Source organism: Pseudomonas sp. TH49 (assembly GCF_016650625.1).
Taxonomy (GTDB): Bacteria; Pseudomonadota; Gammaproteobacteria; order Pseudomonadales; family Pseudomonadaceae; genus Aquipseudomonas; species Aquipseudomonas fluorescens_H.
Genome location: NZ_JAEKFL010000002.1, coordinates 1565253 through 1591670 on the forward strand (window position 1 = coordinate 1565253; position 26418 = coordinate 1591670).

Genomic DNA, 26418 nt, shown 5'->3' on the forward strand with positions numbered 1-26418 from the left:
CATGGCAGGCACCGGCATGCTCCCGCCGCTGTTCGAACGCCTCGCATCCGGCGAGGTCGACAGCGTGCAGGCGTTCGATCGCCAGGGTTTGCTCGACTCGGTGCATGCCGAGTTGGCGCGCCTGTTCAACACCCGTCGTGGCCCGCGCGCCCTCACCCAGCCACCGAGCGTTATCGACTACGGCATTGCGGATTGGAGCGCCCTGCAACAACAGCGCAGCGATGACCGTCGTCGACTGGCGCGGGAGATCCGCGAAGCCATCAACCATTTCGAGCCGCGCCTGAAACTGGGCGAGGTCCAGGTCAATCCCCTGCCCGACCAGCCGCAACGTTTAAGCATCCGTCTGCTCGGCGAGCTGCGCAGCGGCCTGCAATATTGGCCGGTGGCGTTTGTCATCGAACCTGGCAGCCAAGGGTTGGAGGTGCGCCATGAGCGACTCGATTGACCCGCAACTGCTCGACTACTACCAGCGCGAGCTGACCTGGCTGCGCCATGCCGGCAGCCAGTTTGCCGAGCGTTATCCGAAAGTCGCGCGGCGCCTTGAGCTGTCACCGGGCGAGTGTCCCGACCCGCATGTCGAACGCTTGCTCGAAGGCTTTGCCCTGCTCGCCGCACGTCTGCAACGCAGACTCGACGACGACTATGCAGAGTTCAGTGATGCCTTGCTTGAACAGCTTTATCCATTGGCCGTGCGGCCATTGCCCTCCTGCGCCATCGTGCAGTTCGAGCCGGACCCGAGCAAGGGCAACCTCGACGAGGGCTATCCCCTGCCCCGTGACACCCCATTGTTCGTCACCACCAGCAAGGGTGAGAGCATCCACTTTCGCACCTCGGCCGCCGTGCATTTGTGGCCGATAGAGGTCAGCGAAGCGTTATTGCTCGGCGGCGATGAAGCCCAGGCGCTGACCGGTGTCGTGCAGGCGCGTTCGGCATTGCGCCTGAGCTTGCGTTGCCTGGGCGAGAGTCAATGGACGGAACTGGGCATCGGCCAACTGCGCATTCATCTCACCGCTTCGCCGGTGATCAATGCCTGTCTGTATGACCTGCTCGGCGCTCACGCGGTACAGGTGCTGGCCGGTTCGCCAGGAAGTATTCCGACCCCGGTGAACGGTTTGCCGACGATCGTCGGTTTCAGCGATGACGAGGTCCTGCTGCCGGACGAGGACGGCGTGCACCCGGGCATGCGCCTGCTGGCGGAGTACTTTGCTTTCCCGGACAAATTTCAATTTTTCGATCTGCCGTTGAGCGGCGTCAGCAGCGACAGCCAGACGCTGTACCTGTACATCGTTTTCGACCGCGCTCCGGCCAGCCGCCTGCATTTGCAGGCCAGTGATATCGCCCTGGGCTGCGCTCCGGCGATCAACCTGTTCCCGCGGACCTCCGAGCCACTGCGCCCGGACGGCACCCGCAGCGAGTACCGTTTGATTGCCGACAGTCACCGCGAGAACAGCGTCGAGATCCACAGCATTCGCAGCCTGCGCGCCAGCTCCGGCAACGGTGTGCAACGGCTGCCAGCGTATTACGGCAGCCAGCATAGCGGTGGCGATCAGCAACGCTACTGGCATGCGCGACGGGTCAGCAGCATGACCCCGAACCGGCTCGGCAGCGACCTGTTGGTGAGTGTGGTCGACACCCGTTTCGACCCGTTGAGCGAACTGCCGGATTACAGCCTCACCGCCGAACTGCTGTGTACCAACCGGCATCTGGCGCAGAGCCTGCCCGCCGGCACACCGCTGGGTTTCGAACGTCCCGGGCCAATCGCCTGGGCACGCCTGCGCAACCCGCCGAGCCCGCAAAGCCTGCCGCGTCTGGACGGTGATTCACGCTGGCGACTGGTGTCGCAACTGACCCTCAATCACTTGTCGCTGGTCGAAGGCCCGCAGGCACTCGACGCCTTGAAAGAAATGCTGCACCTGCACAACCTGCGCGACGAAGCCAGTGCGCTGCGCCAGATCGAGGGCCTGCTGAGCCTGCGTTGCGAACGGGTGATCGGCCATGTCGGCGTCGATGCCTGGCGCGGCTGGCGCAATGGGCTGGAGGTGCAGTTGCAGCTCGATCCGCAGCACTTCGTCGGTAGCAGCGCGGTGTTGTTTTCTGCCGTGCTGGCGCAGTTCTTTTCGGTGTACGCCACAGCCAATCGCTTTGTGCGCACGGTGTTGATGCAGTCCGACAAGGAGATCAAGGCATGGCAACCCCAAGCCGGCATGCCCCTGTCGCTCTGACCCTGAGCCAACGACTGCGCCGCTATCCGCAGGCGTTCGAATTGTTGCAGGCATTGTTACTGCTCGAGCGCGAACAACCGCAAGCCGAATCCCTGGGCAGCGGCACCTCGCCCCAGGCCGAAGCGCTGAAATTGCGCGGACCGCTGACACCGCTGTTTCCCACCAGCCAGATCGAAAACCTGCGCGAAGAACCGGGCCAGCCGTTAATCCTCGACACCCCGATGTTCGGCCTCGGCGGCCCCGACGGCCCGCTGCCCTATGCCTATCAGGAGTGGCTGCAACAACGGGCGCGGGCCAAGGATCACGCCCCGGCCGAGTTCCTCGATCTGTTCCAGCATCGGCTGCTCAGCCTGCTCTACAAGGTGATGCGCAAGCACCGCATCGCGCTTGGCTTTGTCACACCGGGCGCCTCGCCGGTACAGGCACAATTGCGCGCCCTTACCGGCCTGTTGCCCAAGGCCTTGCAGGAGCGTCAGGCGGTTCCCGATTGTGCAGTGCTGGCCTGCACCGCGTTGTTCGCCGATTGCCGGCGCTCGCTGGCCGGGTTCGCAGCGATTGTCCGCGAGCAGTTCGCCATGCCGGTGGAACTCAGTGCCTATGAAGGCGCCTGGCGCGAAATTCCGCCTGCCAGCCGCAGTGTCATCAAGCCAGGTGGGCGCAATCTGCAACTGGGGCGTACGGCGGTAGCAGGCACTCGAGTCTGGGATGAACACGCCGGTATTCGCCTGACCCTCGGGCCGCTGCCCTCAACACAGGCGAGCCGATTTCTGCCGGACGGCGAAGCGCACCCCGCATTGGCCAGCCTTGCGGCGTTGTACTTCGGCCCGGATCTGGACGTGACGCTGGTGCTGCTGGTGCGCGGTGCCGGGCCGCTGAAGCTCGGGCGCCAGGCACCGCCCCTGCTCAGCTGGAACGGTGGTTTGCAGCGTCAGGCCAGCCTCGCGGTGCAGCGCATCGAAACCCGTCTTCGTCAGTTGGAGATCGCCTGACATGGAACTCGCCAGCCTGATCGGACGCCTCAACCCGGACAACCGCCGCGCCCTCGAACGCGCCGCCCAGCGCTGTTTGCAGCGCGGGCATCACTTTGTCGAGATCGAGCATCTGTTGCTGGAACTGCTCGACATCGAGGGCGGCGATTTTGCGTTTCTGCTGCCACGTTTCGGCCTGGAGCGGGATGCGCTGACCGCGGAAATCAACAAGGCGCTGGACCTGTTCAAGGCGGGTAGCACGCGTACGCCGGCGTTGTCGTCGCACACTTTAGGGTTGCTGGAAGACGCGGTGGTGCAGGCCAGTGTGCTGGGCCTCGACAGTATTCGCTCCGGGCTGTTGTTGCTGGCGTTGATTGATCGCGACGAGCGCCGCAGTCTGTTGCTCAACAGCGCCTCATCGTTGCTGCGGATTCCCAAGGAAGCGCTGCGGGCCAATTTATTAGAGTGGACGGAGCACTCTCGTGAGCATGTCGGTCCGCGAACCACTTCAACGGGAAGCGCCGCGCCACGGCAGGACTCGGTGCTCGATCAATACACCCAGGATCTGACCGCCGATGCACATGCCGGACGCATCGACCCGATCGTTGGCCGAGACGGTGAGATCCGTCAGTGCATCGACATTCTTCTTCGCCGCCGCCAGAACAATCCGATTCTGGTCGGTGCACCGGGCGTGGGCAAAACCGCCGTGGTCGAAGGTCTGGCCCTGCGCATCGCTGCCGGCGACGTGCCGCCGTCATTGCAGGAAGTCAGTTTGCGCGTGCTCGACCTCGGTCTGTTGCAGGCCGGCGCCGGGGTCAAAGGTGAATTCGAACAGCGGCTCAAAGGCGTGATCGACGCGGTGCGCAGTGCCGACAAACCGATCATCCTGTTCATCGACGAGGCTCATACCTTGATCGGCGCAGGCGGAGCCGAGGGCGGCAGCGATGCGGCCAATCTTTTGAAACCGGCACTGGCTCGCGGCGAGTTGCGCACCCTCGCCGCCACCACGTGGATGGAATATAAAAAATACTTCGAAAAAGACCCCGCCCTCGCCCGCCGCTTTCAATTGGTGCAGGTTGAGGAGCCAGACGAAATTACCGCCGTGGAAATGCTCCGTGGCGTCGCCGCCAAACTCGAACAGCACCACGGCGTGCAAGTGCTCGACGCGGCGATCCATGAAGCGGTGAAACTCTCGCACCGCTACATCTCTGGCCGCCAATTGCCAGACAAAGCCATCAGCGTCCTCGACACCGCCTGCGCCCGGGTCGCCCTCGGCCAGCACGACGTGCCACCGCCGCTGGAAAGCCTGCGCCACCGGCAGAACAGCCTCAAGGACGAAGTCGAACGTTTGCGGCGTGAGCAAGCCACGGGGCTGGATCATCGCGAACGCATCACCCTGCTGGAAAGCGAATCTGGCGGCAACGTGCAAGCCATCCGCGAACTGGAAACCCGTTGGAGCGAAGAACGCGTAGCGGTGCGCGAGCTGCTCGACACCCGCCGCGAACTGCTCGACCTCAGCGAACGCGCCGACAGTGACAAACCCGATGAAGCCACCGACAGTCGCATCGATCATCTGGCCGCCGAGCTGCTGCGCCTTGAGGCGGGACTGGATGCGATCCGCCAGGACGATCCGCTGGTGCCCGAACAAGTCGACACCAAAACCGTCGCTGCCGTCATAGCCGGATGGACCGGCATCCCCGTCGGCAAAATGCTCGCCGACGAAGCCCATGCCGTGCGCACCCTCGGCACCCGCATGGGCCAACGGGTGATGGGGCAAAGCACCGCGCTCAACACCATCGCCCAACGTTTGCAGGCTTATCGCGCCGGGCTGACCGATCCGCAAAAACCGGTGGGGGTGTTCCTGCTGGTCGGCCCCACCGGCGTCGGCAAAACCGAAACCGCGTACGCCTTGGCGGATGCTTTATATGGCGGCGAACGCAATCTGATCAGCATCAATCTTTCCGAATATCAGGAAGCCCACACCGTCAGCCAGCTCAAGGGCGCACCGCCTGGCTACGTCGGTTACGGAAGCGGCGGCGTGCTCACCGAAGCCGTGCGGCGCAAACCGTATTCGGTGGTGTTGTTGGATGAAATCGAGAAGGCGCATCCGGATGTGCTGGAAGCGTTTTACAACGTGTTCGACAAAGGCTTGATGGAGGACGGCACCGGTTTGGTGGTGGACTTCAAAAACACCGTGATGCTCGCCACCAGCAATGTCGGCGCTGAACTGTTGCTCGACACTCCCGCGTCACAGATCGGCTCTGAAGCTTTCAACGAAGCGCTGCACAAAGTCCTTTTGCAAGCCTTCCGCCCGGCGTTTCTGGCGCGCATGACGGTGGTTGCGTATCGGCCGCTGGATGAGGCGACGCTGGAAGGTATTGTGCTGGCGAAGCTGGAAAAACTGCGTGGCCGCTACAAGGCGGCGACGGGCAAACAGTTCGAGTTTGATTCGGGAATTGTGAAAGCGGTGCTCGCCAAGTGCAGCGCGGCGGGTGCGCGGGATGTCGAGAATGTGTTGATGACGCAGGTGACGGGGAAGTTGGCGGAGTGGGTGTTGGAATGACCGCCGCCAACGAGAATTGACGAAACACAAAAATGGCACCCGCGCAGGAGACGGAGTAATGACAGAAGCGGATTTTTTGAATGCGGTGCTGCAGGCAGCAGGTGTACACCCAAAGCTGCAAGATACCGATGAACCAAGTCAATTTACGAAGAGCTGGGTTTCTGAAGGTCCTTGGGAGAGCGCTGCGCAAGTTGAGATAGCTCACCATCTACGACGTGGTTACGGCATCACAACGAAAATTCGCGAAATCAGTTACCCAGAGCCTTACTCCAGCGAAAAGGTCGATTTCTATTTCGAACTGCAAGATGAGACCTACGCCATTGAAATAAAAGTAGAAAGCACGAACGGCTTATTCGGCGGCGCAAACTTACAGGAATCGATCACCCGTGACGTTTACAAATTAGGCGGTTTTGTTGCTGATCACAGATGGGTCGTGGTCATAGCCACCAGCCAAAAAAATTGCGAACTGCTTGATCTCACCTTGAATCGCGGGGACTCATGGTCTCGAGATGTGGAGGGTCAATTCAAGGCTTACCTGTGCAACATTGACACGTACCCACACGGACTGCCCATCGATCGCTCAAAACAACTTTCTGCACCTTTCAACTTTATAACCAACTACCACAAATAATCTCACCCGCATTTTCCAACAGAGGGCACATCAATGAATCAAAGGGAACGAAATCAAAGGGGACAGATTTATTTATGAAAAAAATAGATTCGTGCCCTTTTTCGCCCCCCTTTTCGAGGATTGAAGACCATGGAACAGTTTAATTCCGTTCAAGAAGGTATTGCAGAGCTGCACAAACGCAACACTGGAAATAAAAAAGTCCACGCGCTCCTGACGTTCCAGCACAACAACCACAAAATGTGCAAAACGTGTTTTCTGTTTGAGTCAAAGGAGGACGCTGGCGCGCAACTGATAAAGGCTTACGTCCAACTTCAAATCAGCAATGTGCCCCGAAACGAAATGCAGGCAGCCATTGATGCTCGGCAAGTCGCTATCAACGCGGAACTCGCAGAGGGAGACCCCGCAGAACTTGGCGTTGTGCCCGAAGGACACGCGGAAGAGTTTCTTATCGATTATTTTGATACAGCCGTCGCCATCGCCGAAGACGTCAAGTATGTAACCGTTTACCTCACACACAGCCCATGTACGCCGACTGACAGAAAGCCAAGTCATTCGCTACATGGCTGGCCTTTGAGTTGCACTGCCAAATTCGCAACGCTGGCAGCCAACCATCCGGAGTACTTTTTCTCCATCGTTTTTCTTAAAAAATTCGGAACACTGGATGGCAATGACACCCCACAGAGAACATTGAAAACACTCTCGGGTGACCGAGCCAATCTGGCTTTTATCGAACTAAAAAAAGAACCACCGTATGAGCGACCATAAAAACGCCATCTATTAAAACAGCATGGCAGCCCGCGATTAAATTCAATGAGCCAGCAAACATGAAAGACACACTACTGACTTACATCGATGAGGACGGAAAGAAAGCAGCAAAAAAGCTGTGGGCAAAATACTCTGGCATTTGCGATCTGATTGCCCCGACGAGTCTCGGCTGGAGAGATGCCTTTGGAGGAATGCTAATTATTATTGGCCACGGCAGCACCATGGTAAAAATGGACAGACATACCGGCTTGCACAACATGATCGGCAATTGCGGTAGTTGCTTTATTGTGCTCGCAGCCTGCGAAGTTGGAGAAACACATATTAGTATTGGTGAACTTCAACCTATTGCTCAAGGCTTGGCGAACCTAAGGCCCAACGCCATTGTATGGGGCACGACTCGGGATCTGCCGCAACAAGCCGTCAGTGACGGTACCTGCTTTTATAAAAGCCCTCTGTTTAATTGGCTACAGCCTGCCAACGACCATTTCCCTGGGTTATGGAAGCAGTTCCGAAAACAAAGTGACATGGAGGCAGTGATGTCGATGATGCCCAATTTGAACTTTAATTCTCTTTAGAACCGAATCCGCTTCATGAACGCTGCAACCACCTCATCAAGGCCGCCCAATGCCTCGTGCCACCGACAGTAACGCAACGCTTTCGTTGACCGCCGCCGCACTGTCGGCGCTTTACCCTGAGTGGTTGTCCGGTGAAGAAGCCCTCAACTCGCTCTGTTCGCAAACCCTCAACGGCCTCAACGACGGCCCCCCCCTCACCCTGACCAGCGCCGTCGCCACTCACGTCACCACCACATTGCACAACGACGCTAAGTTGCGCCCGTTCGATGCCTTGGTCGCCGAAATCCGCCAACTCCCTGCTGACGCCACCGCCGAGCGCTATCAACTCGTATTGCGTCCGTGGCTCTGGTGGCTGACCCTGGCCAGCAACAACCGGGTATTCCAGAACCTCACCACCTCGGACATCATCACCACGATCTTCAAGGCCCACGGCTTCACCGATTTCAAACTCTCTCTGACCGGCAGCTACACCCCCCGCGAATACTGCGTGCAGTACGGCGAAACCGATTTCGCCTTCGTCTCTCGCCTGCTGGAAGAGGAAGGCATCTTCTGGTTTTTCACCCACGACGAGGGCAAGCACACGCTGGTGCTGGGCGACAGCAATGACGCCTTCGTACAGATCCCCAACGGCCCGAAAGTCAAGTATCTGGGCCAGCAAATGGGTGAGCGTGAGTTGCATGGCATCCGCTCAGGCCAGGTCTGCCTACAAGCCGTGGCGGGCGTTTACAAGGCAACGGATTACGAATTCACCACGCCGACCACTTCGCTCTTCGGCCAGGCCGAAGCCGTGGCCGGACCGCGTTCGATCTATGAGCATCCCGGCGGCTACAACGCAAAAGCCCGGGGTGATGCGCTGACCAAACAACGGGTCGACGGGCTTCGCAGTGAGGAGAAACGCTTCGTCGGTGAAAGCGATTGTCGTTGGTTGATCCCGGGCCATTGGTTCACTCTCGACGGCCACGAAGACGCGAGCCTGAACATCGATTGGATCGTCACGAGGGTCACCCACGACGCCAGCCACGAAAGCTATCGCAACCGCTTCGAAGCCATCCCCAAAACCACGCCGTTTCGCCCACAACGCAGCACACCGAAACCGCGCATGCATCCGCAGACTGCCATCGTCGTCGGCAAGTCCGGCGAAGAAATCTGGACGGACGAATACGGCCGGATCAAGTTGCAGTTCCCGTGGGATCGCGACGGTAAGAATGACGAAACCAGCTCCTGCTGGGTACGCGTGGTGTTGCCGTGGAGCGGCAAGGGCTTCGGCATGCAGTTCGTGCCGCGTATCGGCCAGGAAGTCATCGTGACCTTTATCGACGGCGACCCGGATCGGCCGCTGGTCACCGGTTGCGTGTACAACGGCGACAACGCCCTGCCCTATGCGCTGCCGGCCAATCAGACGCAGTCGGGGATCAAGACTCAATCGTCCAAGGGTGGTGGCGGTTTCAACGAGCTGCGCTTTGAGGACAAGAAGGATGCCGAAGAAGTGTTTCTGCAGGCGCAGAAAGACTTGAAGATCAATGTGCTCAACGACACCACCGCCACCGTCGGCCATGACGAAACCCTCACCGTACAAAACGCCCGCACCCGCACGGTCAAGGACGGCGACGAAACCGTGACCCTGGAAAAAGGCAAGCGCAGCGTCACGATTCAGACCGGCAGCGACAGCCTCGATGTGAAGGACAGCCGTACGGTGAAAGTCGGTGCCGATCAAAACCACAGCACCGGCGGCAACTACACCGACAAGGTCACCGGCGACTACAGCCTGACGGTGGACGGCAACCTGACGATCAAGGTCAGCGGCACCCTCACCCTGCAAAGCGGTGGCAGTTTCACCATCAAGAGCGGCGCTGACCTGGCGACCTCGGCCAGCACCTCGATCACGCAAAAGGCCGGCACGGCCATGACCAATCAGGCCGGTACGTCGCTGGACAACAAGGCCGGAACCACGCTGACCAACGACGCCGGGATCAGCCTGACCAACAAGGGCGCCGCCTCACAGACCGTGGACGGTGGCGGCATGCTGACCATCAAGGGCGGTCTGGTGCAGGTCAACTGACAAGGAGCCGTCATGGCGATCACACCGCTGGATTTGCAGGAGGATGACAAACAGCTCAAGGGCCGCTTGCAGGACGGTCAGCTCGACGGCGCGCTGCAGCTCAAGGATGACGGACGTAAGCAGGCCGATCTGAATTACCACCAGGGAGAGCTGCAGGGCATGTCATTGCTCTATCACCCCAACGGCAAGGTCTCGGCGCAGATGCCATTCGTGCACGACAAGCTGCAAGGGGTCGCGAATTTCTATTCCTCCGAGGGTTGGTTGCAGCGCAAGGCGACGTATCGGCGCGGGTTATTGCACGGCGAGGCGTTCAACTACTTTCCCGATGGGCAGGTGGCCGAGGCCGAGTTTTACCGCGATGGCGTGCGTGAGGGGCGTTATCAGCGCTTTCATCCGAACGGCAAACCGGCGGCTGAGGCGCGGTATCTGAATGGTCAACTGATGGAGCCGGAAACCGGGTTCGCCGAGGATGGCCGGCCGCTGGGGGCGGATGGCAAGCCGATTTCGCGGGTGCGCTGGTGGTATCAGCGGTGGATGGATCCGCAGCAGGCTTGAGGGTTTTCTTTTTGCCAGGACTGGCCTCTTCGCGAGCAAGCCCGCTCCCACAGTGGCCAGTGGTGTTCACACGATTCCATTCACAACACAAAACCCTGTGGGAGCGGGCTTGCTCGCGAAGAGGCCGGCACATCCAGCACAAAACTCAAGGAATGAGCATCTGCATCTGCCCCGGCATCGCAATCTTGATCACCCCCGCCCAGTTGCACATCAGGGTGCTGTTGGCATCGATCGCCGGCATCCCGCCGAGCAACAGGGTCGGTGCGCCGCCGGGAATCCACGGCGTCGCCGTCGCCGGAATACACGGCATCGGCGTCAGCACTCCCAATGCCGCAGCCGTCGCGGCCGCCACCATCGGATTGGCCATGCTCATGCACACACCGAACGGCATGATATTGACCAGCGGGATGTGATCCATGATGTTCGCCGCCGGCATCCCGCCGGTCAGCGTGCGGTTGACCGGCAGCACGTTAAGCACCGCCGGCGCGGCGCCGAAACTGCATTGCAGGGTGGCGCTGGCACAGACTTGCGGGCAGCCCATTTCAAAGCTCCTTGCTGGACACGGCATACCCGCTAAACCTTAGTCGCCCACAGCCCGCCGCGCACATTCCCAAAGGTGATTATCGTGCAACACGCTAACCTATAAGACCGACCCGCGCTTGTTAGCACCCGAGCGCACCATTAGATTAGCCAATGATGTCTGGCCTCCAAAATAAGCAGAAGGGATAAGCATGGCGCTTACTGACCAGTCCACCCGGATCCGCGATGGCGAAGAACTCGATGCCAGCCTGATCGATCCGTACCTCAAGGCGCACATTCCGGGCCTGACCGGCACCCCGCAGATCAGCCAGTTTCCTGGCGGTGCGTCGAACCTGACCTACCTTCTGGAATACCCGCAGCAGGAATTCGTCCTGCGCCGGCCGCCGTTCGGCCACAAGGCCAAATCCGCCCACGACATGGGCCGCGAATTCCGCATCCTCAATCAACTGCGCGACGGTTTCCCGTACTGCCCGAAAGCCTACGTGCACTGCACCGACGAGTCGGTGATCGGTGCCGAGTTCTATGTGATGGAGCGGGTCAAGGGCATCATCCTGCGCTCCGACCTGCCGCCGGAACTGGGCCTCGATGCGGCGAAAACCGAAGCACTGTGCAAGAGCTTCATCGACCGTTTCGTTGAGCTGCATCGGGTTGACTACAACGCCTGCGGCCTCGGCGATCTGGGCAAGCCGGAAGGCTACGTCGCCCGCCAGATCAAGGGCTGGAGCGAGCGCTACGAAAAAGCCCTGACCCCGGACGCGCCGCACTGGGAGAAAGTCAAAGCCTGGCTCAACGACAAGATGCCGGCCGACCATCCGACGTCGAGCATCGTCCACAACGACTATCGCTTCGACAACGTGATCCTCGACCCGAACAACCCGATGCAGATCATCGGCGTGCTCGACTGGGAACTGACGACCTTGGGCGATCCGCTGATGGACCTGGGCAACACCCTCGCCTACTGGATTCAGGCAGATGATCCGGCGCCCGTGCAACTGATGCGCCGCCAGCCGAGCCACGCCCCGGGCATGCTGACCCGCCGCGAGTTCGTCGATTACTACGCCGAACGCTCGGGCATCCAGATCGACAATTTCGACTTCTACTACACCTACGGCCTGTTCCGCCTGGCCGGCATCGTGCAGCAGATCTACTACCGCTTCTACCACGGCCAGACCCAGGACAAACGCTTCGCGCAGTTCATTCACATGAACAAACTGCTGGAGCAGATGAGCCTGCAGGTCATTGCGAAATCGAGCCTCTGACGGCCCACACCAAGGAACCTTTATGTCCAAGACTCAGTTGTTCGACCTCGACGGCAAAATCGCATTCGTCTCCGGCGCCAGCCGTGGCATCGGTGAAGCCATCGCCAAACTGCTGGCCCAGCAAGGCGCCCACGTGATCGTCTCGAGCCGCAAGCTCGAAGGCTGCCAGCACGTCGCCGACGCCATCATCGCCGCCGGCGGCAAAGCCACCGCCGTGGCTTGCCATATCGGGGAAATGGAACAGATCAGCCAGGTGTTCGCCGGGATCAAGGAACAGTTCGGTCGCCTCGATATTCTGGTCAACAATGCCGCGACCAACCCGCAGTTCTGCAACGTGCTGGACACCGATCTGGGCGCATTCCAGAAGACCGTCGACGTCAACATTCGTGGCTACTTCTTCATGTCGGTGGAAGCCGGCAAGCTGATGCGCGAAAACGGTGGCGGCAGCATCATCAACGTCGCCTCGATCAACGGGATTTCACCGGGCGTGTTCCAGGGCATCTATTCGGTGACCAAAGCAGCGGTGATCAACATGACCAAGGTCTTCGCCAAGGAATGCGCGCAGTTCGGCATCCGTTGCAACGCCCTGCTGCCGGGCCTGACCGACACCAAGTTCGCTTCGGCGCTGGTGAAGAACGACGCGATCCTCAAGCAGGCGCTGACGCAGATCCCGCTCAAGCGCGTGGCCGACCCGAGTGAAATGGCTGGTGCGGTGCTGTACCTGGCGAGCGACGCATCAAGCTACACCACCGGGGTTTCGCTGAATGTGGATGGCGGGTTCCTGTCCTGATTTCTCTGACAAATGATTAACCCTGTGGGAGCGGGCTTGCTCGCGAAGGCGGAGTGTCAGGCAGCATTGCCTTTAATGACACACCGCCTTCGCGAGCAAGCCCGCTCCCACAGGGGTTATCTGTAAGACAGTGACCTTGGGTAATTGCCTGACAAAGTGCACCGGCAAGCCCCCACAGCACTACTGCGTGACACACCGGGTGGTGGTGATATGGCGAGTAACCTGCTCGTCAACGTACATATCGCCAGACACCTGAGTGTTTTCCAGAGTCTGACAGGTACGCACCGGCGGTGGTGGAGGTGCAGCAGGAGGCGGTGGCGGAGGACTGGCACAGCCGCTTAACAGCGCGACAGAGAAAGCCAGCGACAACGGCAGATACACGCGTTTCCCAGGATTATTCATAGGACGACCCGCGATGAATGGAAGAGCCACTTCCGCAATCGCGCACGAATACCGCGCATGACGGAAGACCTGACCACTCATTCTTTATAGCCGACCACCCTGTAAGCGCCAGTGAAATGGAGGGAGATGGAGGAATTGGCTGTCGATTTTGCGGGGAGGAAAATCTGTGTGGGAGGGGTACATCACCAAGATTTTTTTGACTGGAAGGCCGCCATCGCTGGCAAGCCAGCTGCCACAGGGGTTGAGTATTCCTGACTGAAATGGGTCAGCTGTCAGGCCGCCTTCGCGAGCAAGCCCGCTCCCACAGTTGGAATGGGTGTGTTCAGTTGTAAATTGGTTGGCTGTCAGGCCGCCTTCACCAGCAGGCTGACTCCTGCAATTCAGAGAGCGCGCCCCCCATGCGGCGAAGCCGCCCCACTCAACACAATGAGCGTTAGCTCGAGTACCGCTTTTGATCTGAGGGCCCGTCGGCAGGCTGAGTGGAGGGATTTATCCGGGGGTGGGAGCGCAGCGACCGTTTGGCGCAGCCAAACACAGCGAGAGGAGGTGCAGCGAAGCAAACCGTAGGCGCTGCCCCCCGGATGAATCCCGCAGCGAAGGAACCCGAGCCTAGGCGAGGGCCGAACGTCAGGGCATAGACCTTTTGGTTACTTTTGGGGCGTTTGCCAAAAGTGACCCGCCGTAAGGGCGGAACCCTAAGCAGCCATAACCGCAGCAACGGATATACACCCAAAACAAACCAACACCAAAACCCTAGGCCATATCCGGATCCCGAGCCGCCCGCAAAGAATTACTCTCCAACTCATACCGCAACTCATCAATCAACGCCGCCACAGCCTCCGGCGTCCGCAACGCATTGAGCTTCAACCCGCTGATCACCAGATCCACCTGCCCCGAACCCGGGTGATACAACTTCACCGTCAGTGAATGATCCCCATCCACTGAGCACTCGCACGCCAATGGCGAAAAACTCTGTTCGAGGCTGGCGCGCAACTGCGCAAGATTCATCATGGAGCCTGTTCCTTTAGCTGTTTCGAAGGGAGACGATCCCAAGCCAACAGGCTCGTATCGCACCCCAACAGACTAAGAACTGCCCCCCCGCACCAGAACCTGCATTTGCACCGTATCGGATAGTGCATTTGCACCTACCGCTGCCCCTTCGTGCCGCGCTCGCCAGAAAACAGACCACGCTCCCGTGCCCAGACAATCGCCTCGCTGCGACTGTGCACATCGAGCTTGGAATACACCGTCGCCACATGATTGCGCACGGTATTCGGCGCCAGCTTCAGGCGCGCGGCGATCTCCTTGTCGGCCAACCCTTCGCAGATCAGCCCCAGCACATCGCGCTCGCGCGCCGTCAGGTCAGTGAAGGACACGCTCGGCAGTTGCGGCGAGTTGACCTTCTTCACATTGGCCAGTTTTTCGATCAGCGTCCGGCTGAACCACGAAGCGTCTTTCATCACCTCTTCAATCGCCGCCACCAACTCCAATTCCGTGCGCTTGCGCTCGGTGATGTCCATCAGCACCAGCAGATAGCACGGCGTGTCCTGAATATTCACGGTGTCGGCGGACACCGCGCACTCCAGCAGCTCTGCATCCTTCTTGCGCACCCGGACGTCGACCCGATCAATCCGACCGCTTTTCGCCAGGGCAGTCAGCAGCCGGGCCCGCGCGCCATCGTCGTCGATGAAATGCAGTTGCGTCACGGTTTTGCCCACCACCTCATCGCTGTCATAGGCGAGGGTGTCGAGGAAGGCCTGATTGACATCGATCACCTGCTGCTCGTCAGCGCTGCAGATCAGAATCGGCACCGGGGTCAGGCGGAACGCCTTGGCGAAGCGCTCTTCACTCTGACGCAGCGCGACTTCCGCCTTGTGCCGCAGCTCCATATCGACAAAGGAAAACAGCATGCAATCCTCATCATTGAGCACCAACGGCTGCCCGGCGACGATCACTTGCTTGCTGCCGCCATCGGGCAGGCGCAGTTGCGCCTGCATTTGCGGAATGGTCGCCACATCGCGCAGGCGCTGAATCGCCAGATCCCTTTGCTCGGCCTGCTCGAAAATATCGATTTCATAGGCCGAGGTGCCGATCACCTGGTCGCGGGTATAGCCAGTCATTTCCAGGAAACCCGGATTGACCTTGATGTAGCGCAAATCGCTGAGGCGGCAGATCACCGCCGGCGCCGGGTTGGCATTGAAAGTTTTTTCAAAGCGCTGCTCGGCGTTGGCCCAATCGGTGACGTCGCTCATGATCAGCACCAGCGACTCCGGCTGCCCTTCGCGGTCCGTCAGGATCATGCTGCGCACGTTGTGCACCCATACGTGCTCGGGATCGTCCACGGCAGACACCTCGATCAGCACGTCGTTGAAGGCTTCGCAGCGCGCCGCGCGGCTGATCGGGTAGTGTTCCGGGGGCACCGTATGATTGTTGCGATAGCGCAGGCTGAAACGCTTGGCGTACTCATCGGCATTAGTGCCCAGCTCACCGATCCGGCTGACACCGTGCATGGCCAGCGCCGCCTCGTTGGCCCAGAGGATGCTCTGATCGAGCTCCAACAGAATCACCCCGTCGGACAGCCCGGCGATGATCTGCTGCAACTGGCGACGATTGGTTTCGCGGGTCAGGACTTCCTGGCTCATTGGATCTCCACAGGGAATGCGCGTGTGAAGATTACGACCGCAGGCGCCCGTGATCGTGCCGAACATAAATTCCCGCACCACCACAATCCCCCTGTGGGAGCGGGCTTGCTCGCGAAGGCGGTGTGTCATTCAACTGATTTTTAACTGACACTCCGCCTTCGCGAGCAAGCCCGCTCCCACAGGGAGATTAGCGTTGGCCGGAGGTTTCCACCAACTCGCGCAACGTATCGAGAAACAGCCTGAGCACCGGCGAAGCATCATCCGCACGGTAAGTCGCATACAAAGGCACCTCCGGCAGCGCCGGCGTCAGCTTGCGGAACACCAGCCCCGCCGGGGCCAACTGCTCGATCGAGGCCGGCAGCAGCGCCACCCCGAAACCCGCGCGCACCAGGCTGAGCAAGGTCTGCACCTCAATCACCTGCTGGCGGATCTGCGGGGTGAACCCGGCCTGGATGCAGCATTGATAAAGGAAATTGGCAAACCGCGACTGCTTCAGCTCCAGCGCGACAAACGGTTCCTGCGCCAGATCCGCGGGGGCCAGCACCTCGCGACCGGCCAGCGGATGATCGGCCGGCATCACCACATGGATCGGCTCGTAGATCAGCAACTCATTGCGCAGCAACGGATCGTCATAACCGACGCGAAACACGCAGGCGTCGATACGCTTTTCCTTCAACGCCTTGACCTGCGCCGCCGGGGTCATTTCATGCAGTCGCCAGTTCACCTGCGGATAGCGCTCGCGAAACAGATGCAACGCCGTGGGCAGCACGCCGACCATCACCGAACTGATCATGCCGATTTCCAGTTCGCCGAGCTGCCCGCGCCCGGTCTGGCGGGTCAGGTCCAGCGCCCGTTCCAGCTGTTCGAACACCAGCGGCGCCTGCTCCTTGAGCATCTGCCCCGCCGCTGTCAGCTCGACCCGGTGATGGCTGCGCTCGAACAACGGCGTGCCCAGCTCCTCCTCCAGCAGGCGAATCTGCTGGCTCAGCGGCGGCTGGCAGATGTGCAAACGCTCCGCCGCCCGACCGAAATGCAGCTCATCGGCCAGGGCCATGAAATACCGCAGCAGGCGCAGGTCCATGGCGCCTACCCCAGACTCAGCGGTGTCGAACGCTGGCGCACGCCGGTCAGCGCAAACAACGCGTTGGCAATCGCTGGCGCCACCGACGGACTGCCCAGCTCACCGACGCCACCGGGTTTGCCGGGTTCGCCATCGAGCACCACGATATCGGTGGCCGGCATGTCCGACATGCGTGTCACGCGGTAGTCGTGGAAATTGCTCTGCACCACCCTGCCCTGTTGGATATCGAGGCGATCAAACAACGCATGGCCCAAGCCCCACATCAGTCCGCCGTAGATCTGCTCTTCGACCCCGCCCGGCGACACCGCCAGACCGCAATCGACCACACAGGTCAGCTTCTCGACTTTCGGTTTGCCATCGACCGTCGCGACCCGCGCCACTACTGCGATAAAACTGGTGTAACCCTGATTGGTCGCAATGCCCAACGCAGTGCCGGGCGGTAACGGCTGGCCCCATCCGGCGCGTTCGGCAGCCTGTTTCAGCACCGCCACATGCCGTGGCCGCTCCTGCATGTTGGCCAGACGGAACGCCAGCGGATCCGCGCCTGCCGCATGCGCCAACTCGTCCATGAAGCTCTCGACGGCGAACACGTTGGGGATGAAGCTCACCGAGCGATACCAGCCGCTGGGCACATGGCTTTCGTGCTTGACCCAGTTCAGCTCCAGATGCGGCGGACGATAGGCGAAGTCCCACGCGGTGATCGCTTCGGTGGTGCTGTAATCCATGTGATCCGGGCGTTCGAAGTAGCCCGGCTCCCACTGCTCCGGCGAGGCGGGTGATACCGCGTGCAGTTGCAGCGCAGCGAGGTTGCCCTGGGCATCCAACGCGCCTTTGACCCGGTGCAGTGTGGCCGGGTGATTGAACAATGCGTGCATCTCGTCTTCACGACTGTTGAGCAACTTCACCGGCACCCCGGTTTGCTGCGCCAGATACGCCACCTCGAATAACCAGTATTTGGCTTCCCGCGCACCGAAACTGCCGCCGGATACCAGTTCGTTGATGGTGACTTTGTCCTTGGCGATGCCACACACGGTTTGCGCGGCTTCCAGCGCTGACGACGGCACCTGCACGCCGCCCCAATAGGTGATTGCGTTGCCCTGCACTTGCGCGGTGATGCAGATCGGCTCCAGCGGGTTCTGCACCTTGTACGGCATGCGGTAATCGGCTTCGATCAGCTTCGCCGCGTGCGGCCATTGCGCGCCGACATCGCCATGCGTCATGGCCGTGATGGTTTGGCTTTTCGGATCGGTAATAGCAGCCGCTTGAGCCTTGGCCAGTTCCGCGCTGTCGAACCCGGCCAGTGGCGAATCACTCCACTTGATCTCCAACACTTTACGGCCCTGCTGCGCCGCCCAGAACGTGTCGGCCAGCACCGCAACGCCTTCCAGATTGCCGCCGAGCACATCCGGGCGCCCGGGGACTGCAATCACCTTGCGCACGCCCGGCACCTGTAATGCCGCCGCCGAATCCACGCTGACGACTTTCGCCCCGACCACCGGCGCCCGCTGAATCACCGCCACCAGCATCCCCGGCAACTGCACGTCGATGCTGTACTTGAAGCGCCCGCAGACCTTGGCCGCGGCATCACGCTTGTGCCGCAGTTTGCCGATGTATTTGAACTGCGCCGGATCCTTCAGCCTGACGTGGGCCGGTGCCGGCAGACGCGCTGCCACCCCGACCAGGTCGCCGTAGCCGAGGCTGCGTTTGCTGGACAGATGAACCACCCGACCTTCTTCGGTGCTGCAGCTGTCCGGGCTGACTGTCCAGTGCTTCGCCGCAGCGGCGATCAACAACGCCCGCGCTGTGGCCCCGGCCATGCGCAAGCGCTCGTATTCCAGCGAAACACTGGTGCTGCCGCCGGTGGAGAAGACTTTCCAGATCGGGTGAATGTAGGTCTCGAAGAACGGATCTTCCGGGGTGATCACCTGCACGGTCATCGGGTTCACATCCAGCTCCTCGGCCACACACGCAGCCAGTGCGGTTTGCGTGCCGGTGCCGGAATCGTGCTTGTGCACCACCAGTTTTACCGTGCCGTCGGGGAAGATCCGCACCCAGGCGTTGGGCTCGAATTCGCTGGCCGGCGCCGGGTTATTCGGGTCGCTGGCGGCGCTGCCGGATGGCAGGTACAAGGCAATCGCCAGGCCCGAAGCGACCGTCGCTGCCTGCTTGAGAAACACCCGGCGTGACGGTTCGATCAAGGTCTCGTCGCGCAGGCTCATCACGCCCCCTTCGGCGCGTTCGCCGCACGTTTGATCGCTTTGTTGATCCGCCCGTAAGTGCCGCAACGGCAGATATTCCCCGACATCGCATTGCGGATCGAATCGTCGGTCACCGCCGCTCCCGTGTTGAGCAAGGCTGCCGCCGACATGATCTGCCCGGATTGACAGTAGCCGCATTGCGGCACATCTTCGGCGACCCAGGCCAGTTGCAGCGGATGGCTTTCGCTCGGTGACAGACCTTCGATGGTGGTGATGCTGTGGCCCGCAACGGCGGCCAGCGGCAACTGGCAGGAACGCACCGCGACGCCGTCCAGGTGCACAGTGCAGGCACCGCACAGGCCCATGCCGCAGCCGAATTTGGTGCCGGTGAGTTTCAGTTGATCACGCAGTACCCATAACAAGGGCATGGAGGGGGACGCTTCATCCAGCTCGCGTCGTTCGCCGTTTACCGTGAATGCGATCATTGTCAGGCTCCAAAAGAGCGGCCCGTCTTTGTGCGGGCCTGGTGACCGATTATTGGAAGCCCACGCAACACGCGGCCAGCGACGATTTCTGCCAACCGGTGTAAGCAGGACTAACAACATGTACAAGCGATACCCGTCGGTGCAGTCCATGAGCGCGTTCATCCACGCAGCGCGCAGTGGCAGTTTCTCCAGCGCGGCGCGCAAGCTCGACTTGACGCACAGCGCGATCAGCCAGCAAATCCGCGCGCTCGAAGAATTCATCGGCCAGCCGCTGTTCGTGCGTGAAGGCGGCGGCAGCAACCTGACCGATGCCGGGCAGTTGTTTGCCAGCGTGCTGGCGGATGGGCTGGCGCAGATCGACCGGGCGCTGTCCTCGGTGAAAAACCGCAGCGTGGCGCAGCGCCTGACGTTAGACGTCGATAGCGAACTGGCGCAGAGCTGGCTCAATCCGCGCCTGCCGGAATTGCTCGACGGACTGCCGGATTACGAGGTGACGCTGCTGTCGATGCCGCGCAGTGATCGCGGCAGCTTCGAGCGGGTCGATCTGGCGTTGCGTTACGGCTATGGCGATTGGGATGACTGCGAGATGACGCAGATCTGCGGCGATCGGGTGTTGGCCGTGGCTTCGCCGGCGCTGCTTGAGCGCTATGGTCTGCAGTTACCGCTGAGCCCGGAGCAGATTCTGCAGTTGCCGCTGTTGGGGTATACGCGAAGGTCGTGGATTCCGTGGCTGGATGCGGCCGGGATGCCGCCGGTAGAGCCAGCGGCGCGGGTGATTTTCGATAATGCGGCGAACCTGATTGCGGCTGCCGAAGCCGGGGTGGGCGCCGGACTGGTACGCGGCTTACTCGCCGCCGATGCGTTGCGTGGTGGACGGCTGGTGGCGTTGAACGAGGCGCAGATTGCTGCGCATTACAACCTCTACGCGGTGTGGCCGCATGGGCAGGCCGAGCGCGTGGCGCCGGTGGTTGAGGTGATCAGGCAATTGGCTGCGCGTACACAGTCCTGACGCCTTCGCGAGCAAGCCCGCTCCCACAGTGATCGAGTTGTTAATCCAATCTTTGTCACGACACAAAACCTGTGGGAGCTGGCTTGCCAGCGAAGGGGTCAGCACAACCACCACAAAAACCAAAACCATATCGCCCAAGTATCACCACCGCGCCCAATTAATATTGTACGAACCCCTCCGCCCTTTCCAATACTCGCCCTCAGCAACCACCCACCCGGGCCGGATGCGAACAGGCGAGGGAATGCGCGAGTGCTGCGCATAGAAATGGCCGATAGCCCGGGGCGTGGATGCCGAGAGCCGCAAGGCTCCCTTCCCCGCTATCAGGAGATCGACTTCAATGATCATCGATATCAGCTGCTATCCCACGGATCTCGTGGACCTCGCCTGGAGGCATGATGGTGACCCGTTCACCGGCGAGCGTCTGCTGGAGATGATGGATGGCCCGTACATGGTCAACGGCAAACCTCGCCGTATCGACAAAGCCTTCATCCAGCCGCCGCAGGGCAACACCATTTACACCTGGACCGACGGCGAACTCTCGGGCCGTGAATCCATCGACGCCTACATGGCCTACACCCTGAAAATGGTGCAGACCTACCCGGATCGTTTCATCGGCTGCTTCGTCTACAACCCGCGCTGCGGTGTGGAAAACGGCGTCGAGGCGATCGAGCGCTACGTCAAGGAACACGGCTTCAAGATGGTGCAGATGCAGGCCAACATGCACGCCTACCGGCCTGACCGTGCACTGGACTGGGTGCGCCCGTGCTTCGAGAAATGCGCCGAGCTGGGCATTCCGGTCAAGCTGCACACCGGTGACGGGCCGTACAGCATCCCGTCGGAATGGGTGCCGATGATCAAGGAATTCCCCAACGTGAATTTCATCATGGCCCACTTCGGCGTGCAGACCGGCGGGGTCTACGTGTTCGAACCGATGCAATGGGCGATGGAACTGCCCAACGTTTACTGCGAATCCGGCTGGTGCCTGCAATCGCGGATCGTCGAGTTCGCCAAGGTCCTGCCAACGCACAAGATCCTCTTCGGCACCGACACCCCGCCGAACGAACCGGGCATGTGGCTGCGCCTGCTCGAAGTGTTGTGCCACGAGCCGCCGCAGGGCCTCAACCTCGACGAAGACACCCTCGAGGAGTACCTGGGCAACAACACCGCGCGGATGATCGGCCTCGAGCCAACCGCACCGCCGCGTTCCGTTTCCGAAGCAGAGGCGCAACTCAAGCGCCCCGTCACCACGCAACTGGCCAGGAGCTGAACCGATGATCATCGACACCCATCTGCACCCCACCAACCTGGTCGACGAGGCCTGGCGCCACACCGGCGAACCGTTCACCGGCGAGCGCATGCTCAAGCTGATGGACGGCCCGTACATGATCAACGGCAAACCGCGCCGCATCGACATGGGCTTCATCCAGCCGCCACCGGGCAACACCGGTTATCGCGACGGCAACCGCCGGGGCCGCGAGGGCGTGCGTGACTACATGTCGTACGTCGCCGAACTGTGCGTGAAGTACCCGGATCGCTTCATCGGCAACTTCAACTTCAACCCGCGCTGGGGACCGGAAAACGGTGCGGCGGAGCTGGAATTCCACATCAAGGAATACGGCTTCAAGATGCTCAAGCTGCACGCCAACATGCACGGCTATCGTCCGGACCGGGCGCTGGACTGGTTGCGTCCGGCAATGAAAGTCTGCGCCAAGTACAACATCGTGGTGCTGATCCATACGGGCGATGGCCCGTACACCATTCCGACGATGTTCTACCCGATCATCCGCGAGTTCCCGATGGTCAATTTCATCATTGGTCACTTCGGCATCCAGACCGGCGGCAACTACTCGTTCGAGGCGTTCTGGATGGCGATGGACACGCCAAACGTGTACTGCGAATCCGGCTGGTGCTTCCAGTCGCGGATCGTCGAATTCGCCAAGGAACTGCCGCGCAACAAGATCGTGTTCGGCACCGACTCGCCGCCGAACGAACCGGGCATGTGGCTAAGGGAGCTTGAGGTGCTGTGCTCACCGGCACCGCAGGGTTTGGGCATCGATGAGGATCATCTCGAAGACTACCTGGGCAACAACATCGCCCGGTTGTGCGGGATCGAGCCGACACCACCGCCCAAAGACCTGGTTGAGGCCGACATACGCCTGACCACCACCTACTTGTAGCCGTACACAATCCTATGTGGGAGCGGGCTTGCTCGCGAAAGCGGTGTGTCATTAAGCAATGAAGGTGCTGACCCACCGCATTCGCGAGCAAGCCCGCTCCCACAAGGGATGTGTGTTCAACCCAGTTACACAGCGACTTTACAGGCACGAAGATGACCCGGCGTTCCCTCGACCGGCAGGCCAACGGCTGCTCGATCGAACGCGCTCTCACCCCCGCGTGCCTGCTTTTTACGAGGTGAAACCATGACCCGTTCGACGCTCGGCGACACGCAGGATTTTCACGTTTTCATCGACGCCTATCGCCGTGAGTACCCGGACGATGTGCTGACCATCACCCAAGCGCTTTCTGCCGATCAGGACGTCACTGCCCTGGTCGATGCCCTCGCCGCACAGGGCCGCGATCCGTTGCTGATCTGCGAAAACGTCGGCGGCCTCAAGGTGCCGGTGGCGACCAATCTGTTCGCCTCCCGCACACGCATTGCCCGGTTGTTCGACGTCACCCCGGCGCAATTGCACGAAACCTTCCAGAGCCGCGCCAACCAGCCCATCGCCCCGCGCTACGTGGCAACCGGCCCGGTGCTTGATGAAGTGTTCGAAGGCGAAGCCGTGGATCTGGCGCTGCTGCCGATGCTCAAGCACTTCGCCAGCGACCGCGGCCCGTACATCACCAACGCGATCATCATCGCCGAGGACCCGCTGACCGGCATCGCCAACATGAGTTACCACCGCTCGATGCGCCACGCCCGCCAGTCCTTGGCGACCAGCCTGCACTCGCGCGGACACCTGTGGCGAATGCTGCAGACCGCCCGTGAACGCGGTGAAGAACTGCGCGTGGCGATGGTGGTCGGTGCGCATCCGCTGTTCATGCTCGCTGCTGCCGCACGCCTGCCGTATGGCGCCGATGAACGTGCCGTCGCCGGTGGCCTGTTCGGCGCGCCGCTGGAGTTGGTGAAAACCCCGCGCTATGGCATCGGCGTACCGGCTTACGCCGAATTTGTGCTCGAAGGCGCCATCGACCCGACGGCCTACGCCGAAGAAGGCCCGTTCGGCGAGTTCAGCGGTTATTCCTCGGATCGCTCGACAAACAACGTGCTGCGCGTCGACACCCTGCTACGGCGCAAGGACGCGTGGCTGGTGGACGTGATGGGCGGCCGCTACGCCGAACACCTGACCCTCGCCCGGCTACCCCGCGAAGCGGAAATGAGCGAAAAACTCAAGGCGCGCTTCCCTGCCGTCACCGCCGTGCATTACCCGAATTCCGGCACGCACTTTCATTGCTATGTGGCGCTGGATCAGAGCCGCGACGGCGAAGCGCGGCAGATCATGCTCGCCCTGCTCGGCTGGGACCCGTACCTGAAAAGCGTGATCGCGGTGGACAGCGATATCGACATCACTGACGACAGCCAGGTGTTGTGGGCGCTGGCCACGCATTTCCAGCCGCATCTGGATATTTTCGTGATCGACGGTTTGCCCGGCAGCCCACTGGATCCGTCGTCCTCGGTCAACGGCACCACTTCGCGCATGGGCCTGGACGCCACCCGTGGCTCGGGCTTCGACGGGATCAAGGCGCAGCTCGATCAGGACGTGCTCGAACGTGCCCGGCAACTGCTCAAAGGGCTGGCATCGTGAACCGCCAGCGGCTGGTGGTTGGCATCAGCGGCGCGTCCGGCTTCATCTACGGCGTGCGCCTGCTGCAATTGCTCGCCGAACTGGACATCGAAAGCCACCTGATCATCAGCCGCGCCGCGCTGCTGACCATGGCCCATGAAACCGACTACAAACTGGCCGAGGTCACCGCGCTCGCGAGCCAGTACCACCGCGCCGATGACGTCGCCGCCGGGATCGCCAGTGGCTCGTTTCGCTGCCTGGGCATGGTGGTCGCGCCGTGTTCGATGCGTACGCTGGCGGAGATCGCCACCGGCACTTCGTCCGGGCTGATCGGCCGCGCCGCCGACGTCACCCTCAAGGAACGCCGCACCCTGGTGCTGATGGCCCGCGAAACGCCGCTGACCCTCGCCCACCTGCGCAACATGACCGCCGTCACCGAGATGGGCGGAATCATCGCCCCGCCAGTGCCGGCGTTTTATGCCCGGCCCGAAAGCCTTGCACAGATGGTCGATCACAGCCTCGGCAGAGTGCTCGACCTGTTCGGCCTCGATGCCGGGGTTGCCACCCGCTGGAGAGAACACCGAGAACCCAATGTGGAAATGAATACCTGTGGTGAGGGGATTTATCCCCGACCGACTGCGCAGCAGTCGCAAAACCTGTGAATGAGGTTTTCCTGACACAGCGCAATTGCAGATTTTGGGGCCGCTTCGCGACCCATCGGGGATAAATCCCCTCGCCACAAACGCCAATCAAAGGAGCTCCAGATGAACACCCCCTTCAACGCCCCAACCCCCAACACCAAAATCCCCGTGACCATCCTCACCGGTTTTCTCGGTGCCGGCAAAACCACCCTGCTCAACTACATCCTCAAGGAAAACCACGGGCGCAAGATTGCCGTGATCGAAAACGAGTTCGGCGAGGTCGGGATCGACGGCGATCTGGTGCTCAGCTCCGAGACCGAAGAAATCTACGAGATGGTCAACGGCTGCGTGTGCTGTACCGCCGAAGTTCGCGAGGATCTGGTGCGCATCGTCCGCGAGCTGGTGGCGCGGCCGGTGCGTCTCGATCACATCCTGATCGAGACCAGCGGTCTGGCCGATCCGTACCCGGTGGCGCAGAGCTTTTTCATCAATGACCCGATTGCCGAGGAAGTCGAACTCGATGCGATCGTGACTATGGTCGACGCCAAGCACATCGCCCAGCACCTGGAAGATCTGCAACTGGATGGCGTCGATAATCAGGCGGTGGATCAGATCGTCTGCGCCGACCGCATCGTCATCAACAAGGTCGATCTGGTCAGCAGCGACGAGGTGGAAATCCTGCGCGGCAAGATCCGTAGCTTGAACGCCACGGCGGATCTGGTGACCTCCACTCATGCACAGATCGACCTGACGAAAATCCTCGGCATCGGCGCGTTCGAGTGCACGCAGAAGCTCATGGAAATCGGCGCTGAACCTGAGCATCACGACCATGACCACCACCATGAATCAGAAGACCACGAACACGACCCGAACGTGTCATCGGTGGGCATCGCCGTCGACGGAGCGGTCAATCTGATTGCGTTCCACCGCTGGATCAGCGAGCTGCGCTCGTCCCAGGCCGACAACCTCTATCGCATGAAAGGCGTGCTCGCCGTGGCCAACGAAGACCAACGCTACGTGCTGCAAGGCGTGCACAGCCTGGTGGAGTTTCGCGCCTCGACCGCGTGGGGCACGGAGCCTCGCTCGAGCAAGATCGTGTTCATCGGCCGCGACCTGGATCGCGCGGCGCTGAACCAGGGCTTTGCCGCCTGCCTGGCAGGCTGAACAAGGCATCGGAGCCGGTGGATGGCGGCTTCGCAGCACGAATGACTGATGCCGTTTTTTGAACAACACAACACCTGTGGGAGC

23 protein-coding genes are annotated in these 26418 nt (G+C 61.0%); 17 read left to right on the top strand and 6 right to left on the bottom strand.

All coding sequences use genetic code 11. The features are described 5' to 3' along the window. The first annotated feature begins 1 nt into the window (after window position 1). From tssE to JFU48_RS24425, 9 genes are all read left to right on the top strand, one after another. Window positions 2-445, top strand: coding sequence for a type VI secretion system baseplate subunit TssE (gene tssE / locus JFU48_RS24385; RefSeq protein WP_201137930.1), 444 nt, complete (start codon window positions 2-4; stop codon window positions 443-445). Further along, a complete protein-coding gene (gene tssF / locus JFU48_RS24390; RefSeq protein ID WP_201137931.1) occupies window positions 429-2222 on the top strand; it encodes a type VI secretion system baseplate subunit TssF in 1794 nt (597 codons plus the stop codon). The genes tssE and tssF overlap by 17 nt, the downstream gene beginning before the upstream one ends. Further along, window positions 2186-3211: a type VI secretion system baseplate subunit TssG gene (gene tssG, locus JFU48_RS24395; protein WP_201137932.1), complete on the top strand. Its 1026-nt coding sequence runs from the start codon at window positions 2186-2188 to the stop codon at window positions 3209-3211. Before tssF ends, tssG begins: the two co-directional genes overlap by 37 nt. Window position 3212: 1 nt before the next feature. Continuing rightward, window positions 3213-5753: a type VI secretion system ATPase TssH gene (tssH, locus tag JFU48_RS24400; RefSeq protein WP_201137933.1), complete on the top strand. Its 2541-nt coding sequence runs from the start codon at window positions 3213-3215 to the stop codon at window positions 5751-5753. Between the two features lie 58 nt (window positions 5754-5811). Then, window positions 5812-6384: a hypothetical protein gene (locus JFU48_RS24405; protein WP_003224062.1), complete on the top strand. Its 573-nt coding sequence runs from the start codon at window positions 5812-5814 to the stop codon at window positions 6382-6384. Window positions 6385-6513: 129 nt separating this feature from the next. Further along, window positions 6514-7149: a hypothetical protein gene (locus JFU48_RS24410; RefSeq protein WP_103484645.1), complete on the top strand. Its 636-nt coding sequence runs from the start codon at window positions 6514-6516 to the stop codon at window positions 7147-7149. 59 nt (window positions 7150-7208) lie between these two features. Then, a complete protein-coding gene (locus tag JFU48_RS24415) occupies window positions 7209-7724 on the top strand; it encodes a hypothetical protein (RefSeq protein ID WP_003224057.1) in 516 nt (171 codons plus the stop codon). A gap of 49 nt (window positions 7725-7773) precedes the next feature. Continuing rightward, window positions 7774-9783, top strand: coding sequence for a type VI secretion system Vgr family protein (gene tssI, locus JFU48_RS24420; RefSeq protein WP_201137934.1), 2010 nt, complete (start codon window positions 7774-7776; stop codon window positions 9781-9783). Window positions 9784-9795: 12 nt separating this feature from the next. After that, window positions 9796-10338, top strand: a complete 543-nt coding sequence (locus tag JFU48_RS24425) for a toxin-antitoxin system YwqK family antitoxin (RefSeq protein WP_103521746.1) — start codon at window positions 9796-9798, stop codon at window positions 10336-10338. A gap of 145 nt (window positions 10339-10483) precedes the next feature. Here the strand turns inward: JFU48_RS24425 and JFU48_RS24430 are convergent, their stop codons facing one another. Next, window positions 10484-10879, bottom strand: a complete 396-nt coding sequence (locus JFU48_RS24430; protein ID WP_003224052.1) for a DUF4280 domain-containing protein — start codon at window positions 10877-10879, stop codon at window positions 10484-10486. A 190-nt stretch (window positions 10880-11069) separates the two neighbouring features. On the opposite strand from JFU48_RS24430, the gene JFU48_RS24435 reads away from it, so the two are divergent. Further along, window positions 11070-12137 carry a phosphotransferase family protein gene (locus JFU48_RS24435; protein ID WP_103484642.1) on the top strand — a complete coding sequence of 356 codons (1068 nt, stop codon included), beginning with the start codon at window positions 11070-11072 and terminating at the stop codon, window positions 12135-12137. A gap of 22 nt (window positions 12138-12159) precedes the next feature. Then, window positions 12160-12927 carry an SDR family oxidoreductase gene (locus JFU48_RS24440; RefSeq protein ID WP_007965755.1) on the top strand — a complete coding sequence of 256 codons (768 nt, stop codon included), beginning with the start codon at window positions 12160-12162 and terminating at the stop codon, window positions 12925-12927. Window positions 12928-14082: 1155 nt separating this feature from the next. Here the strand turns inward: JFU48_RS24440 and JFU48_RS24445 are convergent. From JFU48_RS24445 to JFU48_RS24465, 5 genes are all read right to left on the bottom strand, one after another. Next, the gene (locus tag JFU48_RS24445; RefSeq protein WP_003224047.1) at window positions 14083-14340 is read right to left on the bottom strand and encodes a DUF1652 domain-containing protein; all 258 of its coding nucleotides are present in this window, start codon (window positions 14338-14340) and stop codon (window positions 14083-14085) included. Between the two features lie 134 nt (window positions 14341-14474). Then, entirely contained in the window at window positions 14475-15971 is a 1497-nt protein-coding gene (locus tag JFU48_RS24450) for a helix-turn-helix transcriptional regulator (protein WP_201137935.1), read from the bottom strand. 187 nt (window positions 15972-16158) lie between these two features. Beyond that, window positions 16159-17052, bottom strand: a complete 894-nt coding sequence (locus tag JFU48_RS24455; protein ID WP_103484650.1) for a LysR substrate-binding domain-containing protein — start codon at window positions 17050-17052, stop codon at window positions 16159-16161. Window positions 17053-17057: 5 nt separating this feature from the next. Then, window positions 17058-19271: a xanthine dehydrogenase family protein molybdopterin-binding subunit gene (locus tag JFU48_RS24460; protein WP_201137936.1), complete on the bottom strand. Its 2214-nt coding sequence runs from the start codon at window positions 19269-19271 to the stop codon at window positions 17058-17060. Further along, window positions 19271-19735 carry a (2Fe-2S)-binding protein gene (locus tag JFU48_RS24465; RefSeq protein ID WP_103522350.1) on the bottom strand — a complete coding sequence of 155 codons (465 nt, stop codon included), beginning with the start codon at window positions 19733-19735 and terminating at the stop codon, window positions 19271-19273. The genes JFU48_RS24460 and JFU48_RS24465 overlap by 1 nt, the downstream gene beginning before the upstream one ends. Before the next feature lie 118 nt (window positions 19736-19853). On the opposite strand from JFU48_RS24465, the gene JFU48_RS24470 reads away from it, so the two are divergent. The 6 genes from JFU48_RS24470 (at window position 19854) to JFU48_RS24495 (ending at window position 26334) form a co-directional block, all read left to right on the top strand. Further along, window positions 19854-20744, top strand: a complete 891-nt coding sequence (locus tag JFU48_RS24470; protein ID WP_201137937.1) for a LysR substrate-binding domain-containing protein — start codon at window positions 19854-19856, stop codon at window positions 20742-20744. Between the two features lie 337 nt (window positions 20745-21081). Further along, window positions 21082-22011, top strand: a complete 930-nt coding sequence (locus tag JFU48_RS24475; protein ID WP_201137938.1) for an amidohydrolase family protein — start codon at window positions 21082-21084, stop codon at window positions 22009-22011. A gap of 4 nt (window positions 22012-22015) precedes the next feature. Continuing rightward, window positions 22016-22921, top strand: a complete 906-nt coding sequence (locus JFU48_RS24480) for an amidohydrolase family protein (RefSeq protein ID WP_003224037.1) — start codon at window positions 22016-22018, stop codon at window positions 22919-22921. A gap of 243 nt (window positions 22922-23164) precedes the next feature. After that, window positions 23165-24550, top strand: coding sequence for a UbiD family decarboxylase (locus tag JFU48_RS24485; protein ID WP_201137939.1), 1386 nt, complete (start codon window positions 23165-23167; stop codon window positions 24548-24550). Beyond that, window positions 24547-25191 (top strand): UbiX family flavin prenyltransferase, encoded by a 645-nt coding sequence (locus JFU48_RS24490; protein WP_201137940.1) that lies wholly within the window; start codon window positions 24547-24549, stop codon window positions 25189-25191. Before JFU48_RS24485 ends, JFU48_RS24490 begins: the two co-directional genes overlap by 4 nt. A gap of 102 nt (window positions 25192-25293) precedes the next feature. After that, complete coding sequence (locus tag JFU48_RS24495) at window positions 25294-26334, top strand: CobW family GTP-binding protein (protein WP_201137941.1); 1041 nt, start codon at window positions 25294-25296, stop codon at window positions 26332-26334. The last annotated feature ends 84 nt before the right edge of the window (window positions 26335-26418 follow it).